The sequence below is a fragment of the Streptomyces montanus genome (assembly GCF_005786655.1).
Classification (GTDB): domain Bacteria; phylum Actinomycetota; class Actinomycetes; order Streptomycetales; family Streptomycetaceae; genus Streptomyces; species Streptomyces sporangiiformans.
In genome coordinates this window covers 45,058-61,014 of sequence record NZ_VBZC01000026.1, presented here as the reverse complement: position 1 = coordinate 61,014, position 15,957 = coordinate 45,058, and the positions used below count along the sequence as shown (strand labels likewise).

Genomic DNA, 15,957 nt, shown 5'->3' with positions numbered 1-15,957 from the left:
ACGACAGCTGTGAGGGGACCAAGGCCCGGCTATGGCTGGAGCCTGACGACGCGCCAGCCGTCCGGGGTCAGGTCGTAACGAAGCCGGCGATGCGCCCGGTCGTCGGCCGCGGACCAGAACTCGACCACGGCCGGCTCCAGCCGGTAGCCGACGAACCGCTCGGGCCGGGGCAGCGGGGTTCCGGATTGCGCGAGCGCCTCCGCCCGCCCCCGCAGCCCTTCCAGGTCCGCCACCGGGTCGCTCTGCCGGGACGCCGTGGTCATGGAGTGCAGTGGGGCGGGCCGGGCCTGCCAGAGCCGGTCCGCCTCGGCGCCGGCCAGCACCGCGACCGGGCCCGACACGATCAGCTGCTGGCCGGTCTCCCGCCAGTACAGCAACCCCGAGCCCCAGCCCGTCTCGGCGATCTCCCGGCCCTTCTGGCTGGTGCTGTGGCTGGTGAAGAGGAGTCCTTTCGCCGAGACGTCGATGACGGAGACCGTCCGGTTGGAGGCACGGCCACGTTGGTCGGCCGTGGCGAGTGCGAGAGACAGGGGCTCGCGCACCTGGGCCTCGATCGCCGAGGTGATCCACTGCCCGACGAGGGACATGGGCTCGGCCGGCGGCACGTCGTACTCCGGGAACGGCCGGTCCACCACACCGGTCAGACTCTCGAACCTGCTGCTCACGGCTGCTCCTCAGACATAGATCTTTCCGCGGGCGAGGGTCACGCCTGAGCCGCCGACCCAGACCGACGACGTGACACAGGTGCAGTGCTGCCGGCTTCCGTCCGCCTTGGCGCGCATCAGCGACGGGCGTCCCATCTCGACACCCTGGTGGATGTCGATCCACTGGCCGTACTCGATGCGCCCGTGCCGGGCGAGGTGGAGGGCGAGCGGGCCCGCCGCCGAACCCGTCGCGGCGTCCTCGACCACTCCGTATGCGGGCGAGAACATCCGGGTCCGCCAGCTCGCCTCGGACCCGGCGAAGCAGTTGGCCGCCAAGTTCGGGAACGCGGCCAAGGCGTCGTGGTCGGGGGTGAGACGGGACAGCGCGGAGACGCTCTCCAGTCCCACCAGGACATGTCGGGGACCGTTGGTGTAGATCTCCACCGGAAGGTCCGCCTCCGGCACGCCGAGTGCCGCGAGCAGCTCCTCGGCGCGGTCGAACGGCGCCCAGGTCGGAGTGGGCTGCCGCATCCGGGCGCCGACGACCTTGCCGTCCACCCGGTCCAGTTCGAAGTCGATGAGCCCCATGGCCGTCTCCAGCCGGAGCTGGTCCTTCGAGAAGTCCCTGCCGAGCGCGATCGCCGTGCCGAGCAACGGGTGCCCGGCGAAGGGAAGTTCGTTGACCGGGGTGAAGATGCGGATCCGGGCGTCTCCCCCCTTCAGCGGGGGGAGGACGAAGGTGGTCTCCGAGAGGTTCATCTCCCGGGCGATGCTCTGCATCCGGTCGGCGGGGATGTCTTCGGCACGGCAGAAGACGGCCACGGGGTTGCCGCGGAGCGGAGTGTCGGTGAAGGCGTCGACGACCACGTACCCGTGCCTGGTGCGGGGCGCGGCCTGTTCTGTCTTCATTCTCGCAATGTCCTTTCCATGAAGGAGCCGAGGATGTGCGGACCGTTCTGGGTGAGCACCGACTCGGCGTGGAACTGGAGGGAGGAGAAGTGGGATCCGTGCAGCGCGTGCACCTCACCCGTCGTGGAGTCCCGGCAGACCGCCACCCGGCCGACCCCGCCGACGTCGACGGAGTCCTCGTCGGACCGGGCGGCGAAGGTGTTGTAGAAGCCGACCCGCTCCCGCCTGCCGAACAGCTCGATCTCCCGCTGCACACCCTGGTTGGGCGTGTCCCGCCGCCGGATGTCCAGACCGAGCCGGGTGCTGAGGACCTGGTGGCTCAGGCAGACCGCGAGGAACGGGCGGCGCCGGTACAGCAGGGTGTCCACCGCGGTGCGCAGCCGGGCGATCTTGGGGTGTGCGGCGTCACGGGGATCTCCCGGGCCCGGCCCCAGGACGACGAGGTCCCAGTCGTCGAGCGCGAGGCGCGCCCGCGTGCGGCGGCCGGTCGGCAGGTCGTCGTAGCTGCGGACCGTCACCGCCATTCCCAGGGACCGCAGTTGGTGATCGAGCATCGAGGTGAAGGTGTCCTCGGCGTCGACGATCAAGGTGCGCAGACCGGTCAGCCGGGGGAAGCGGGGCGCTTGTCCGCCGCCGGTGTCCAGCCAGAAGCCGGCGATGGCGTCGTTGCGTCGTTCCAGCGCCTCCCGCACCTGGGGCCGGCCTCCGAGCCGGGGCGGGCCCGCGGTCTCCAGGGCGGCGAGGAGACCGGCCGCCTTGGCACGCGTCTCGGCGACCTCCGAGTCGGGGTCGGAGTGGCGTACGAGGGTGGCGCCGACGCCGATGGTCGTGCGGCCGGAGGCGTCGATGTCGGCGGTGCGGATGAGGATGGCCGAGTCGAGCGTGCGAGCGCCGGAGGCGTCGCGTCCGATGAGGGCGGCGACGCCGCTGTAGTAGCCCCGGCCCCGCGGCTCGTGCCGGTCTATGACGCGGCAGGCGCTCTCCAGGGGGCTTCCGGTGACGGTCGGCGCGAACATCGACTCGCGCAGGATGTCTCGTACGTCCCAGTCGGTGCGCCCCTCGATGAAGTACTCGGTGTGGGCGAGCCGTGCCATCTCCTTCAGCCGCGGCCCCGTCACGCGTATCCCGGGCGCGCAGATCCGCGCCATCATCTTGAGCTCCTCGTCGACGACCATGTAGAGCTCGTCGGACTCCTTCTGGTCGGCGAGGAAGGCCATGACGTCCGGCAGGGTGGGGCCGGAGGCCGGGTAGCGGTAGGTCCCGCTGATGGGGTTCATCGTGGCGAGGCCGTCGTGGAGCGTGATGTGCCGCTCCGGGGAAGCGCCGACGAAGGTCCGCTCCCCGGTGTGGACGACGAAGGTCCAATACGCTCCCGATTCGAGCTCCAGCAGCCGCCGGAAGAAGGCCAGGGCGTGGTGGGGGGAGTAGTCGCCGATATCGGTCACGAACGACCGCTTGATGACGAAGTTCGCGCCCTCGCCTTCGCCGATCTCCTCCTTGAGCACCCGGCGGACGGTCTCGGCGTAGTCGTCGTCGGCCATGTCGAAGTGCCCGCCGGACAGAGTCAGGGGCACAGCCGGCAGCCGTCGCAGGGCCTCGGCGACCGGAACCGTTTGCTGCCCGGTCACGGTCATCGCGATCAGGGGCGCATCGTCGTCGGCGCAGGCGAAGCCGCGCTCGCGGATCTGGCGGTAGGGGATGAGCGCCAGGACCTCGTGGGCACCGGGGTCGGCGGCCCCGGCCCGGCCCGTGCGCTCTTCCGCCGGCCCGTCGGACAGGGGGATGCCCGCGAGTTCCTCGACGCGCGAGGTCCGGCCGAGCAGTACGTCCAGCATCCCGGGGCCGTTCGCCTCGGGCCGGTGCAGCAGTGCGAAGGCGGGCGCACGCAGCGCCAGTACCTCCTCGAACGGATCGCCGGAGGGTGGGGCGGCATCCGACGACGAGACGGTGTCTTCCGAGTCTTTCGATGTCACGCGAATACCTCCTTCGCGGTGAGGACGACCGCGCAACGCTCGGCCGCGTAGGTGAGGGCCATGCGGTGGTGGTCGGCGTCGAAGTCGGCCACGGCGTCGGCGACCAGGAAGGTCTGCAGGTCGTTGGTGAAGGCGTCGACGGCGGTCATCAGCACCCCGACGTGGGCGTACACCCCGCAGACGATCAGCTGGTCGCGTCCGCTGCGCCGGATGCGCTCCAGCAGCCCGGACCGGTGGAAGGCGCTGTAGCGCCATTTGTCGAACCGCCAGTCGCCCGGCTGGGGGGTCAGTTCGTCGACCACTTCGCGGTCGGCGGGCGTCCGGCGCATGCCGGGCCCCCAGAAGTCCCGCAGCAGGCCGCGCTCCTGCTCGCTCATGTCGCCCGGCTGGGCGGTGTAGCCGACGGGGACGCCGAGTTCGCTGCTGCGCCGGCGCAGCAGAGCGGCGTTCCCGATCAGCTGCTCCCGTACGGAGTCCGGGAAGGGCTTCAGGAAGTAGCGCTGCATGTCGTGCACGAGGAGGACCGCGCGCGCGGGGTCGGGTGTCCATGTGGGTGTGCTGGGGGGCAGGTCTCCCGCTGTGGGCAGCGGATACGGCTCAACTGTGGGAATACCGGGCATCGCCGTCCCCCGAGGTCGAGTTGTTCGCCGCGTCCCCCCACGCGGAGGTCACCGTGGCCGCCTGCCATACGGTGAGCCGCGGGTCGCAGAAGGACGTGTAGCGGTCGCCGACATGGTCGAGTTCGGAGTCGTTGACGACGCACTCGGTGACGTCGTCGGGCGTCGTCTCCAGGTGCAGACCGCCGGCGACACCGCCCGCGTTCTCCACCGCGGCGACGAAGCCGCGGACCTCCCGGACGAGGGTCTCCACGAACCGGGTCTTGTGACCGCTCGGCGCGGCTTTGGTGTTGCCGTGCATCGGGTCGCACAGCCAGATCACCGGGTGCCCGGCGGCCTGCACGGCCCGGACGAGCGGGGGCAGCCGGTCGGCGACCAGGTCGGCGCCCATCCTGGCGATCAAGGTGAGGCGGCCCGGTTCGCGCTCGGGGTCGAGCTGTCCGCACAGGGCGACGACCTCGTCCTCCGTCATCGTCGGGCCCACCTTGCAGGCCACCGGGTTGGTCACCTCGGCGAGCAGCGCGACATGCGAGCCGTCGATCTGCCGGGTCCGTTCGCCGATCCACGGCCAGTGCGTGGAGCCGAGTGTGAGCCGCCCCTCCATGTCCCGGCGCAGCAACGGGATTTCGTAGTCGAGGACGAGCGCCTCGTGGCTCGTCCACACGGGCGCGTCCCCGGTCTCGCGGGGGGACGGGCCGCGCCAGCCCAGGTGTTCCATGATGTCGCTCGCCGCCATGTAGCCGGTGAGCAGGCGCAGCGGATCGGGCTGCCGGATCTCGGGCGTCGGCTCGGGGCCGTTCACGAGGTGGCCCCGGTACACCGGTAGCGTCAGGCCGCCGACCTGCTCGGTCGGGTTGGAGCGCGGTTTGGCGAACTGGCCGCCGATGCGCCCGACGCGGAGCACGGGCTTGTGGGCGGCCAGGCCCAGTGCTCCGGCCAGCACGTTCAGTGCGGCGGACTTGCGGCTGATGTGGTCGGCCGTGCACTCCTCCGGGTCCTCGGCGCAGTCACCGGCCTGAACGACCAGGAGCCGGCCCGCGGCGACCTCGGCCAGGAGGGTCCGCAGGGTGTGTACGTCGGAAGCCCTGACGAGCGGGGGACGGGAGGCCAGCGCCTCGCTCACGCGCTGGACCTGTGAGGGGTCGCTCCACTCGGGTTGCTGCAGCGCGGTCCGCTGCCGTATGTCGAGCATGAGGTTGTCCACGACTCTCCTTGTCTGAACGTGCTCGTGTGGGGGGATCCCCGTGGCTAGGTGGGGATTCCGTCGCGCTTGACCTCGGGCACCGGGATTCCCAGTGCGCGCAGTTGGTCGAACGGGTTCATGAATTCGCGCTGCCGCTTGATCTTCCCGTTCTCGAATTCGAAGGAATGCAGGAAGTGGTTCTCGTAGCGGCCCTCGGGATATCCGGGAAAGCGGATGGCGCCGGCGCCGTCGCACTCGACCCAGAAGAAGTCCGGGTCCTGTGTCTCGAAGATCCTCACGTTGGTCCAGGCCCAGTCCGGGAAGCACTCGAGTGACCAGACGGCGTGCTCCGCGAGCCGGTCCCGCCCGTGGATGGCTATGGGCTTGCCCGTGTCGTTGGTCCACAGGCCGCCGATGCCGTCCTCGGTGAACAGCAGGTGCCGCCGCAGGCGGTCTGCACCGCGCGTGTTCATGTACGTCTCGACCGTGGCCCGGTTCTTGGCACGGATCTCGGTGTCGGTGTCGCTTCCTGGAAAGGTCTTCGTCTCGGGCATGATCTGGGCCTCCGTAATCTGTTTCCGACGTTCGGTCGGCGGAATTCCGTGGGTCTGTGGCAACGGGGGTGCGGTCGCGTGACCGGTGGGTGGCCGACGAATTGGCGGTCCGTCAGCTGGTTTCCTTGAATTTCTGTGCGACCTGGTCCGCCAACCGTCTCCACTCCTCGGCGCGTTGGAGGGCGACTGTGCGGATCAGCGGAATGGAGTGGGTCGGGACCGTTTCGGCGATCTCGGACAGCCGGGTCGGTTCCAGCTCGGTGGCCAGCAGCAGCCTCAGCAGCTGACGTCCCGGCTCCGTCGCCCGTAGCGACGGGTCCTTGACGAGCTTGCGGACCACGGTCGCGGTCGCATCGGAACTGTCGGTCCTGGAGCGCTCGGGGCCGGGCGTCACCCGCAGTGACTGCACCCGTGCGTTCGCCACGGTGTCGGCCGGGGGTGTCTCAGGCCGGGTGCGGGCGGGCTCCGGCGCGGCGGGCACGGCCGACCTGCGGGCCGCGTTGCGCAAGCGGTCCGGGATCGGGTCCTGCCCGCGTGCCAGCCGCTCCCGTACGTCCTTGACGGTGCCCAGCGCGAGTCCGGTCCTGCGGGACAGCTCACGAAGCGAGATGTCCGGATGGGCCGTCAGCAGCAAGGCGGCGCTGCGGCGCCCCTCGACGGTACTGACGGGCCGCACCTTTCCGTCGAGCCCCATCCGGCTGTCCGAGTGGGTGCCCGGGTCCTCGGAGAGCCGGCGGATCCGGCCCACCGTCTTGGCGTTCAGCCCGGTGCGTTCCGCGATGGCACGGTCCGACCAGTGGGAGTGGGATCCGAGGATGCGCTGGGCGGCCGCCTTGCGCTCGGCGAGCGTCAGCGGCAGCCCGTGCCGCGTGTTGAGCTGGACGGCGAGGACGAAAGCGTCCGCCTCCGAGCCGTCGAAGAACCTGACCGCGACGTCCGTCCGGCCTTGTGAGACCAGGGCACGCAGGCGGTGCGTGCCGTCGATGACCCGCATGGTGGGCCGGTGCACGAGGAGCGGGTCGACCTCGCCGTCCGTCTGCGCGAGCAGCTGGACGTGCTCCGGGTTCTCGCCTCCGGCCCGGAGGGGGAAGGACGGCATGAGAGTACTGACGGGGACGACCTCGACGGGGAGCCGGCGCAGCAGATCCCGCCCGAGGTCCGGTGAGGTGAGCAGGGGATCGTCGCCGCTCGCTTCGGCACCGGCTGCGGTCCCGTCCGGGACGCGAGCGACTCCTGGATGCAGGGTTGAGGACAACGGTGAATCCTTGATGGCAGGTATGAGGGGAGGGGCGACCCGGGCATTGAAATTCCTCATTCCGGATTTCTGTGGTCCGGGAGAATTCGGTGCGCCTTCGGTGGTCCTTCGGCGGAGTCGTACGGCTCCTTCATCCACCTATTGGTCGTTGCCCTGAGACGTTACGCGGACCATCACACCGGTGCGCAAGCAATGCGGGTCCGCCGGACACGAGCTAGGGAAGTTGGTTTCTCCGCAACGGCATTCTGTGTTCACGAACGGAGCGGCTCGCACCGCTTTCCTCGTCGCTCCTTGTCCCGGCGGTGCTTTCCTTCCAGTATTTCCTGACCGCTGCCAAGGTCACCGAAAAGAAAGGACGCTCGATGATCACAAATTCCCGGCTCGCCCTGCTCTGCGTCCCTGATCAGGAGAGGGCCGCGAAGTTCCTGACCGGTGCACTCGGCTGCGAACTGGTCGTCGACGTTCCGGTCGGCGACGGCCGGCGCTGGGTCGAGGTCCGCCCCCCGGGTGCGCGGACCTGCCTGGTGCTGGCCGCCGTCGACAAGAACGTGCTGGAAGCCCTGCACGCCCAGGCGGGCCGGATGGCGCACGGCTGGTTCGACTGCGACGACCTGGACGCCACCTGCGCGGATCTGCGCGCGAAGGGCGTCAGGATCGTGGTGGAACCGGAGCCCGCGCGCTGGCGGGAGGGCAGCCGATGGGCACAGATCGCCGACCCCGATGGCAATCTCTACGGGCTCACCGAGCGCGGTCGCTGAAGCGTCCGCCGGTGTGCGGCGCGGCGGCCGTCGCGGCGGGGCAGAGGCGTCCAACCAGGCGTTGTCCACACTTGCACGGCCAGGTGGCCGTCACTTGCACGACCCGGTGGCCGTCGCGGGCCCGGGATGGGCGTCGGCGACGACGATTCGGCAACTTGGTTTTATCGCAGTGCGTAACGGCTTTCCGATTGCCTCAGGCCGAACCCAACTGGTTCGCTGAGGGACATGAGCGAAACCGTGATTCGCGAAGGCGACGGAAATGTGACCCTGATCAATGTCTTCGATGTCGAGGCATCGAAGCAGCAGGAACTCGTACGAGTTCTCAACGAAGGAACGGAGAAGGTGATGCAGAATCGACCGGGATTCATCTCGGTCAACATTTTCACGAGTTTCGACGGAACCCGCGTCGTGAATCTCGCCCAGTGGCGTTCGCAGGACGACGTCAAGGCGACGATGGCTGACCCGGAAGCCCAGGCCTTCGCCAAGAAGGCGGCCGAACTGGCGAAGCCGGCGCCGTCCGTCTACGCGGTGGCCTCCGTCCACCACGCCTGAGCCATCGCAAAGTCCCGAAACCCCGTCCCCCCCGGGGCGTCCGGGATCCGCCCCGCCGACCGAGGTCAGCGGGGCGGATCCCGGTCCGCGCCCTCCCGCCATCGGCGGACATGACAGAGCTGTTCCACCCCGACACGAGATGAACAGGGAGCCTCAGATCCGCCATGACCACTCATCAGACCGATGACATCGTGATCGCCGGTGCGGGACTCGGAGGGCTGACCGCGGCTCTGGTCCTGCACGACTACGGGATCAGAGCGACCGTCCTGGAAGCCGCCGAGGAGATCCGCCCGCTCGGAGTCGGGATCAACATCCAGCCCGCCGCAGTCACCGAACTGCTGACGCTCGGGCTCGGCGACGCGCTGGCGCGCACCGGTATCCGCACCGCGGAGCACCGTTACCTCGACCACCTCGGCACCGTTCTGTGGACCGAAGCGCGAGGCATGGCCGGGGGGCACGTCAGCCCCCAGTACTCGATCCACCGCGGGGAACTGCAGATGCTGCTGGTGGAGGCGGTCCGTGACCGACTCGGCCCGGACGCGATCCGCACCGGGGTCAGGGTGCGCGGCTTCGAGGAGACCGACGGCGGAGTCCGCGTCCACGCCACGGCCTCCGGTTCCCCCGCGACATACGAAGGTGCCGCCCTCATCGGCGCCGACGGCATTCACTCCGTGGTGCGGGCCCAACTCCATCCCGACGGGCCCGCGCTCTCCGGGGGCCGGGCACACATGTGGCGAGGGCTGACGGAACTGGACGGGTTCCTCGACGGACACACCATGATCGTGGCCTCCGACGACACGGGTGCCCGGATGATCGCCTACCCCGTCTCGGCGCAGCACGCGGCGCGGGGCCAGGCCCTGGTGAACTGGGTCTGCCTGGTTCCGACCGAGCCGGAGCCGGGCGAAGTCAGCGCCTGGAACCGGCCGGGCCGGCTGGAGGACATCCTGCCGCACTTCGCGCACTGGAAATTCGGCTGGATCGACATCCCGGCCCTGCTCGCGGGCGGCGGCCCGATCCTGCACTACCCGATGGTCGACCGCGACCCGCTGAAGCAGTGGGGCACCGGTCGGGTCACCCTGCTCGGTGACGCCGCCCACCCCATGTACCCGATCGGTGCCAACGGCGGCTCCCAGGCCATCCTTGACGCCGTCACCCTGGCCACCGAGTTGTTCGAGCGCGACGAGGTGACCGCCGCGCTGCGCCGCTACGAGGAGATCCGGCGTCCTCGGACCGCGGAGATCGTGCGGGCCAACCGAACGATGGACCGTGCCGAACGCGACCTCGCCGCGCGACCCGAACAGGACAAGAGCGGTGCCCTGGAGACCATCACCAGTTCCTACCGGGCGAGTGTCGAGCATCGGCATCCGGTCGCCTGACCCAAGGCGTACGAGGTGAGCCGAGCCGGTAGCCGGCTGCGGAAGGCGTGGTGGCGGCTCCGCCGGAGGCTCGCCATGACCCTGGCCGAATAGCGATGGGTGTTCAACTTGGTGCCCAAGTTGATCCATTGCGATGAGCCGTACCGATTTTTAGCATCAACTGCCGTGGAAAAACAGCCAGTTCCTGGAAGCCTGCCCGCCTTCCAGGCTGATGCGAAGTTGGGGATTGCGGCTGCCCCGCCAGTTCTACCTTCTGGGAGCGCGGATGAGTACAACCGAATCACAGCCCCGTCGGGGCGCGCCGCCGAAGGGCGAACGCATCGCCGACTGGGCGGACGGCCGTATGGGCCTCTACGGGCTCGCCAAGGCCAATATGCGCAAGATCTTCCCGGACCACTGGTCATTCATGCTCGGCGAGATCTGCATGTACAGCTTCGTGATCCTCATCATCACGGGGATATTCCTGACACTCTTCTTCCACCCGAGCATGAATGAAGTCGTCTACGACGGCTCTTACGCGCCGTTACGCGGACAGCGCGTGTCCGAGGCGTTCGCCTCGACTCTGCACATCTCCTTCGATGTACGCGGCGGTCTGCTGATCCGGCAGATACACCACTGGTCGGCGCTGGTCTTCCTCGCCGGCATGTTCGTGCACATGATGCGTGTCTTCTTCACCGGGGCCTTCCGCAAGCCGCGCGACCTGAACTGGATGTTCGGCTTCCTGCTGTTCGTCCTGGGGATGCTCACCGGATTCACCGGCTATTCGCTCCCGGACGACTTGCTGTCCGGTACAGGCGTCCGCTTCATGGAGGGCGCGATCCTGGCGGTTCCTGTCGTCGGGTCCTATCTCCAGATGTTCGTCTTCGGCGGAGAGTTCCCGGGCGCCGACTTCGTGCCCCGCTTCTACACGGTCCACGTGCTGCTGCTGCCGGGCATCATGGTGGCGCTGATGGCGGTGCACCTGATTCTGGTCTTCTACCACAAGCACACCCAGTACGCGGGGCCCGGCCGGACCAACAAGAACGTCGTCGGCATGCCGTTCATGCCGGTGTACATGGCCAAGGCCGGCGGCTTCTTCTTCCTGGTCTTCGGCGTCACCGCCGTCCTCGCCGCGATCGCCAGCATCAATCCCGTGTGGGCGATCGGCCCGTACCGCGCGGACCAGGTGTCCAACGGTTCCCAACCAGACTGGTACATGGGCTTCACCGAGGGCGCCGTCCGGGCGATGCCGGCCATGGAGTACGTCCTGCCGGGCGGCTACACACTCAACTTCGGTGTCCTCATCCCGCTCGTCCTGCTGGTCGTGGTGCCCGGGGCGCTGGCGATGTATCCGTACTTCGAGAGCTGGGTCGTGCGCGACCTGCGTGAGCACCACATCGCCGAACGCCCGCGCAACGCACCGTTCAGAACCGCTTTCGGAGCGGCCTGGATCAGCTGGTACGGGGTTTTGATGCTCGGCGGAGCCAACGACATCATCGCCGGGTTCTTCCATCTGTCCATCAACAGCATCACCTGGTGCGTACGCATCGGTTTCTTCGTGGTTCCTCCGGCGGTGTTCTTCATCACGAAGCGGATCTGCCTCGGTCTGCAGCGCCGGGATCGCGAACTGGTCCTGCACGGCCGTGAGACCGGAATCATCAAGCGGCTCCCGCACGGAGAGTACGTCGAAGTGCACAAAGCCCTGGAACAGGCCGATCTGTACCGGCTCACCGCGCACGACCAGTACAGCCCGCTGCCACTCGCGCCGGCCGTCAACGAATACGGCGTCGAGCGCAAACTCACCAGGAGGGAGAGACTGCGGGTCAGGTTGTCCAGAGGGTATTTCGGCGAGACGGGTCAGATCCAGAAGCCGACCGCCCATGAATACCGGGAAATCGCCGGGAGCGGTATACGTCACTAGGCACCGCGACGGAACCGGAACGGCGACGTCACCGGCCGGGACAGCCCTGAACCCGCCAGGGCCCCGGTCTTCCCCGCACGGGGAGGATCGGGGCCTTTTTCGTGTGCGGATTCATGAAGTAGACGTAGCCGGAGCCATTCTCTCCGGGATAAACAGGAGTTGAAGCTTTCGGTTGGAGACCCGGCCATTTCCCTTTCGCCGTACGGCCCGTTGTGTACCGCCCGTTGTGTACGGCCAGTCGTCTACGGCCCGTTGTGTGCGGGCCGATTACTCGGCCCGCACGATCGCCGGTGATTCTCCGGTGGGCCGCCCGCATTTCTCACGCACACGCAGGAGGACGAGAAGATGAGCCTGGATCCGCGCCCCGACGGCCACGCCGTCGTGATCGGGGCGAGCGTCGCCGGGCTGACCGCGGCCCAAGCCCTCCTGCCCCACATGCGTCATGTCACCGTCGTCGAACGTGACCGGCTGCCGCGCGGTCCCCGCCGGCGCCGCGGAACATTCGCCGCGCGCCACACACACGGACTGACGGCCGCCGGAGCCAAGGCACTTGAGCAACTCTTTCCGGGCATCACCCGAGAGCTGCTCGGCGCCGGCCTGGTGCGCGTCCGCGTACCCGAGGACGTCCTGCTGCTCGGCCCCGGAGGCTGGCTGCCCCGCGTCGACAGCGACCTGGTGACGATGACCGGATCCGGGATCCTCGTCGAGGCGGTGATCCGTGACCGTGTGCGCGCCGACCCGAGAGTGACGGTCCTTCAGGAACACGAGGCCGTCGGACTGCGCGGAGGTCGCAACGACACCGCCATCGGCGTCATGGTGAGTCCGCGGCGACGTCACGCGCTCGGCGGACCGGGTGAAACCCGCGTGCTGCCGGCCGAGTTCATCGTCGATGCCTCGGGGCGGGAGTCGGCCGCATCGCGGTGGCTCGCCGAGTTGGGCTACGACCTGCCGGAGGAATCCGTGGCGGACGTCCGTGCCGTCCTCTCCAGTGCGGTGTTCGCCCCGCCCGTCGGCCACATCGCCGACTGGAAGGCCATCGCGCTGACAGCCTCGGCCGACAACCCGCGCCACGGCCTGATCAGCCCCATGGAAGGCGGCAAGTGGAAGGTGTCCATCGGCGAGAGAGGCGCCGCGGAACCCTGCGTCGACCACGAAGGCCTCCTCCGCGCGGCCGGCCGTCTGCGCCACCCCGTGCTGCGGGACGTCATTGAGCACGCCACCCCGCTCGGACCCGTCTACGGCCTCCGGCACACCGAGAACCGCTGGCGCCACTACGAGAGACTGCGGCGCTGGCCCGACCAGTTCGTTGTCGTGGGAGACGCCCTCGCCACCTTCGGACCGTCCAGCGGGCAGGGGCTCGCGGTTGCCGTGGAGTCCGCGCTCACCCTCGGTGCCATGGTGGGCAGTCACGGCACGACGGTGGGCCTTTCCTACCGGCTGCGCCGCGCGCTGGCCCTCCAGGTCGCCGAGACATGGCGCATCGCACACGCCGCCGGCCTCACATGGCCACAGGCGCAGGCCACGCCTCCGTCGAACCCGGCCACACGGCTCGGCAGGCGCTACCTCGAACGGATAGCCGCGGCCGCACCGGCCCATCGGGCCGCCGCCCGATTCGTGGTCGAACTCGGCCAGCAGCTCGTCACCCCCGCGGCCGCCCTGCGCCCGACCGCGCTCGCGGCGGCACTGATCGGCCCACGCGGCCCCGTACCGTACGAGCCCCCGAGCAGCACGCACGGCGGCAGCGCCCGGCGCCCCCGGGTGCGCGTACCGGCGGGCACCTCCGGGTTCCGTCCTGCCGCGGGACGCGGGGCGTCCCCGGCTGAGCCGGTCCCGCACCCTTCGGCCACGACCGTGAAGGCCGACCAGGGCGCACCCATCGAACGGCACCGCCCCACCGCGCGGAATCCGGAGGAGCGGATCTGAAGCCCCCTGTTCCCGCACCGCGCGGATCCCGTGCCGATCGGCCGGGTTCCCATGCCTATCGACCCGAGGAGGAATCCATGGACAACAGGGGGATCCGTCGTGCGGCCGTGCTCGGCAAGCCCATCGCCCACTCCCTCTCCCCGGCGCTGCACCGCGCCGCCTACACGGAGTGGGGGCTCACGGGCTGGTCGTACGACCGGTTCGAGATCGACGAGGCCGCTCTGCCCGGGTTCTTCGCGGAACTCGGTTCGGAGTGGGCGGGGTTGTCGCTGACCATGCCGCTCAAGCGGGCCGTGATCCCGTTGCTCGACGAGATCAGTGAGACGGCGGCCTCGGTGGAGGCGGTCAACACGGTCGTGTTCACCGAGGACGGCCGCCGGGTCGGCGACAACACTGACATCCCCGGGATGGTGTCCGCGCTCCGGGAGCGAGGGATCGAGCAGGTCGACTCGGCGGCGATCCTCGGTGCCGGTGCCACCGCGTCCTCGGCGCTGGCCGCGCTGGCCCGGATCTGCACCGGCGAGGTCGTCGCGTACGTCCGCAGCGAGGCCCGTGTCGCAGAGATGCGGCGGTGGGGCGAGCGGCTCGGCGTCGAGGTGCGCGTCGCGGACTGGACGGACGCGGCACAGGCGCTGCGCGCCCCACTGGTCATCGCCACCACCCCGGCCGGTGCGACGGACGCGCTGTCCTCGTCCGTGCCGGAGCGGCCCGCCACCCTCTTCGACGTGCTCTACGAGCCGTGGCCGACGGAGCTCGCGGCCCGCTGGTCCGCGTACGGCGGAGCCGTCGTCAGCGGCCTCGACCTGCTGGTGCACCAGGCGATACCGCAGGTCGAGCAGATGACCGGGCGCACCCCGGCGCCGCTCGAGACGATGCGGCAGGCGGGGCGGTCCGCGCTGAGCCGGGGGAGTACCGCTCCGAAAGCAGTCCTGGTCGGCCCGATGGGGGTCGGCAAGTCCACCGTCGGGCAACTGCTCGCCGAGCGGCTCGGATCGGGCTTCCGGGACACGGACGACGACATCGTCGCCTCGCAGGGCCGGTCCATCGCGGAGATCTTCTTCGGCGAGGGCGAGGCGGTCTTCCGTGCGATCGAGAAGCGGGCGGTGCATGCCGCGCTGGCCGAGCACGAGGGCGTACTCGCCCTGGGCGGCGGCGCGATCCTCGACGAAGGCACCCGCGCGCTGCTGGCCGGACAGCGGGTCGTCTACCTGTCGATGGACGTGGAGGAGGCCGTCGAACGCGCGGGTCTGAAGGCGGACCGGCCGCTGTTGGCCGTCAACCCGCGCAAGCAGTGGCGTGAGTTGATGGAGACCCGCCGGAACCTGTACGAGGCGGTCGCCACGGCGGTCGTGCCCACGGATGGCCGAACTCCGGGAGAAGTCACCCAAGCCGCCCTGGACGCACTGGAGTTGAAGGAAGTATGAGCGAGGGGCCGTCGACTACCCAGCCATCTCGGTGATTTGATCGGAGACACGACGAGGGTGGGTCGCCGTCGTCCACTGTGGAGTCCGCGCTCACCCTCGCTGCCATGGTGGGCGGTCACGGCACGACGGTCCGCGGAGCGGACCATCCCCCGTGGCGTGCCTGGCCCCGCTCCGTCACTCGGTTGTCACCGAGGTGCGGCGTTGTTCTCTTCGCCGTCCGCGCGGATGCCCCGCAGCGCGATGTCCCAGAGCCGGTTGAGGCGCTCGGTGGAGGTGTCGCTGTCGTGCTCTCCGGCCCGCAGCGGCCTGGCGCACTCGGTGGCCTTGGGGTGCCGGATGTGTGCCTGCGCGCCGGCGACGAGATAGGTCGCCAGTACGGCGACGACACTCGGGTCGGTGCCCGGGCGCAGTCCGTTGTGCTTCGCCTCCCGCAGCAGGTATTCGACCGTGGGGACCCAGGCGGAGGCCCAGGTCTTCGCCACGTCGGTGCGTTCCACGGCGAGCCGGGCGGTGGCGCGTACGAGGGTGCTCTCCTCCAGCAGCCCGGCCAGCTCGGTCGTGACGGCGACGGCGGCCTGCAGCGGCGGTCGGTCGATGGCGGCCACCTGGCGGACCACGTCCCGGGTGAGCGACATGCCTTCCTCCTGCACGGCGTCCGCCAGGGCGTCCTTGGTGCGGAAGTGGAAGCTGAGGGCGCCGACGGAGATGCCGGCGGCCTGGCAGATCCGGTTGAGAGTCGCTCCCTCGTAGCCTCCTCGGTCGAATTCCTCTGCGGCGGCCAGCACCAGCGACCTCCGGGTCCGCGCGGCTCTCTCCTGTTTGACCATGCGATGTCTCCGACTGTGACGTCTCTCACGAGGGTGATCACACTGTGCTCTGCACTCCGACT

At 69.5% G+C, this 15,957-nt stretch carries 14 protein-coding genes and 1 pseudogene; 7 read left to right on the top strand and 8 right to left on the bottom strand.

Annotated elements, in window-relative coordinates:
• Positions 1 to 29 precede the first annotated feature (29 nt).
• From phzG to FE633_RS23570, 7 genes are all read right to left on the bottom strand, one after another.
• Positions 30 to 665, bottom strand: a complete 636-nt coding sequence (phzG, locus tag FE633_RS23600; protein ID WP_138047166.1) for a phenazine biosynthesis FMN-dependent oxidase PhzG — start codon at positions 663 to 665, stop codon at positions 30 to 32.
• 9 nt (positions 666 to 674) lie between these two features.
• The gene (locus tag FE633_RS23595) at positions 675 to 1,553 is read right to left on the bottom strand and encodes a PhzF family phenazine biosynthesis protein (RefSeq protein ID WP_138047165.1); all 879 of its coding nucleotides are present in this window, start codon (positions 1,551 to 1,553) and stop codon (positions 675 to 677) included.
• Positions 1,550 to 3,526 carry an anthranilate synthase family protein gene (locus FE633_RS23590; protein ID WP_425473212.1) on the bottom strand — a complete coding sequence of 659 codons (1,977 nt, stop codon included), beginning with the start codon at positions 3,524 to 3,526 and terminating at the stop codon, positions 1,550 to 1,552. The genes FE633_RS23595 and FE633_RS23590 overlap by 4 nt, the downstream gene beginning before the upstream one ends.
• Complete coding sequence (locus tag FE633_RS23585; RefSeq protein WP_138047164.1) at positions 3,523 to 4,146, bottom strand: isochorismatase family protein; 624 nt, start codon at positions 4,144 to 4,146, stop codon at positions 3,523 to 3,525. The genes FE633_RS23590 and FE633_RS23585 overlap by 4 nt, the downstream gene beginning before the upstream one ends.
• Positions 4,124 to 5,347, bottom strand: a complete 1,224-nt coding sequence (locus tag FE633_RS23580) for a 3-deoxy-7-phosphoheptulonate synthase (protein ID WP_138047163.1) — start codon at positions 5,345 to 5,347, stop codon at positions 4,124 to 4,126. The genes FE633_RS23585 and FE633_RS23580 overlap by 23 nt, the downstream gene beginning before the upstream one ends.
• Positions 5,348 to 5,391: 44 nt before the next feature.
• Positions 5,392 to 5,880, bottom strand: a complete 489-nt coding sequence (locus tag FE633_RS23575; protein ID WP_138047162.1) for a PhzA/PhzB family protein — start codon at positions 5,878 to 5,880, stop codon at positions 5,392 to 5,394.
• A 112-nt stretch (positions 5,881 to 5,992) separates the two neighbouring features.
• The gene (locus FE633_RS23570) at positions 5,993 to 7,135 is read right to left on the bottom strand and encodes a ParB/RepB/Spo0J family partition protein (protein ID WP_212747267.1); all 1,143 of its coding nucleotides are present in this window, start codon (positions 7,133 to 7,135) and stop codon (positions 5,993 to 5,995) included.
• Between the two features lie 362 nt (positions 7,136 to 7,497).
• On the opposite strand from FE633_RS23570, the gene FE633_RS23565 reads away from it, so the two are divergent.
• The 7 genes and pseudogenes from FE633_RS23565 (at position 7,498) to FE633_RS48600 (ending at position 15,068) form a co-directional block, all read left to right on the top strand.
• Positions 7,498 to 7,893 (top strand): VOC family protein, encoded by a 396-nt coding sequence (locus FE633_RS23565; protein ID WP_138047161.1) that lies wholly within the window; start codon positions 7,498 to 7,500, stop codon positions 7,891 to 7,893.
• 225 nt (positions 7,894 to 8,118) lie between these two features.
• On the top strand, positions 8,119 to 8,445 hold the full coding sequence (locus FE633_RS23560; protein ID WP_138047160.1) for an antibiotic biosynthesis monooxygenase family protein: 327 nt from the start codon (positions 8,119 to 8,121) through the stop codon (positions 8,443 to 8,445).
• Positions 8,446 to 8,609: 164 nt separating this feature from the next.
• Positions 8,610 to 9,821, top strand: a complete 1,212-nt coding sequence (locus FE633_RS23555) for a flavin-dependent oxidoreductase (protein WP_138047159.1) — start codon at positions 8,610 to 8,612, stop codon at positions 9,819 to 9,821.
• A 265-nt stretch (positions 9,822 to 10,086) separates the two neighbouring features.
• Positions 10,087 to 11,721, top strand: coding sequence for a cytochrome bc1 complex cytochrome b subunit (qcrB, locus tag FE633_RS23550; protein WP_138047158.1), 1,635 nt, complete (start codon positions 10,087 to 10,089; stop codon positions 11,719 to 11,721).
• A 345-nt stretch (positions 11,722 to 12,066) separates the two neighbouring features.
• Positions 12,067 to 13,644 carry an FAD-dependent monooxygenase family protein gene (locus tag FE633_RS23545; RefSeq protein ID WP_138047157.1) on the top strand — a complete coding sequence of 526 codons (1,578 nt, stop codon included), beginning with the start codon at positions 12,067 to 12,069 and terminating at the stop codon, positions 13,642 to 13,644.
• A 77-nt stretch (positions 13,645 to 13,721) separates the two neighbouring features.
• Positions 13,722 to 14,546, top strand: a pseudogene (locus FE633_RS47395) (shikimate dehydrogenase); the annotation flags it as partial.
• Between the two features lie 39 nt (positions 14,547 to 14,585).
• A complete protein-coding gene (locus FE633_RS48600; RefSeq protein WP_246113800.1) occupies positions 14,586 to 15,068 on the top strand; it encodes a shikimate kinase in 483 nt (160 codons plus the stop codon).
• Between the two features lie 185 nt (positions 15,069 to 15,253).
• Here the strand turns inward: FE633_RS48600 and FE633_RS23535 are convergent, their stop codons facing one another.
• Positions 15,254 to 15,895: a TetR/AcrR family transcriptional regulator gene (locus FE633_RS23535; protein WP_138047155.1), complete on the bottom strand. Its 642-nt coding sequence runs from the start codon at positions 15,893 to 15,895 to the stop codon at positions 15,254 to 15,256.
• Between the last annotated feature and the right edge of the window lie 62 nt (positions 15,896 to 15,957).

What these genes read in the sequence shown, in the direction of transcription:
- qcrB (WP_138047158.1), top strand. Translation starts at nt 10,087, where the DNA reads ATGAGTACAACCGAATCACAGCCCCGTCGGGGCGCGCCGCCGAAGGGC.
- FE633_RS23575 (WP_138047162.1), bottom strand. Translation starts at nt 5,880, where the DNA reads ATGCCCGAGACGAAGACCTTTCCAGGAAGCGACACCGACACCGAGATC.
- FE633_RS23545 (WP_138047157.1), top strand. Translation starts at nt 12,067, where the DNA reads ATGAGCCTGGATCCGCGCCCCGACGGCCACGCCGTCGTGATCGGGGCG.
- FE633_RS23565 (WP_138047161.1), top strand. Translation starts at nt 7,498, where the DNA reads ATGATCACAAATTCCCGGCTCGCCCTGCTCTGCGTCCCTGATCAGGAG.
- FE633_RS23535 (WP_138047155.1), bottom strand. Translation starts at nt 15,895, where the DNA reads ATGGTCAAACAGGAGAGAGCCGCGCGGACCCGGAGGTCGCTGGTGCTG.
- FE633_RS23585 (WP_138047164.1), bottom strand. Translation starts at nt 4,146, where the DNA reads ATGCCCGGTATTCCCACAGTTGAGCCGTATCCGCTGCCCACAGCGGGA.
- FE633_RS23595 (WP_138047165.1), bottom strand. Translation starts at nt 1,553, where the DNA reads ATGAAGACAGAACAGGCCGCGCCCCGCACCAGGCACGGGTACGTGGTC.
- FE633_RS23560 (WP_138047160.1), top strand. Translation starts at nt 8,119, where the DNA reads ATGAGCGAAACCGTGATTCGCGAAGGCGACGGAAATGTGACCCTGATC.
- FE633_RS48600 (WP_246113800.1), top strand. Translation starts at nt 14,586, where the DNA reads ATGGGGGTCGGCAAGTCCACCGTCGGGCAACTGCTCGCCGAGCGGCTC.
- FE633_RS23555 (WP_138047159.1), top strand. Translation starts at nt 8,610, where the DNA reads ATGACCACTCATCAGACCGATGACATCGTGATCGCCGGTGCGGGACTC.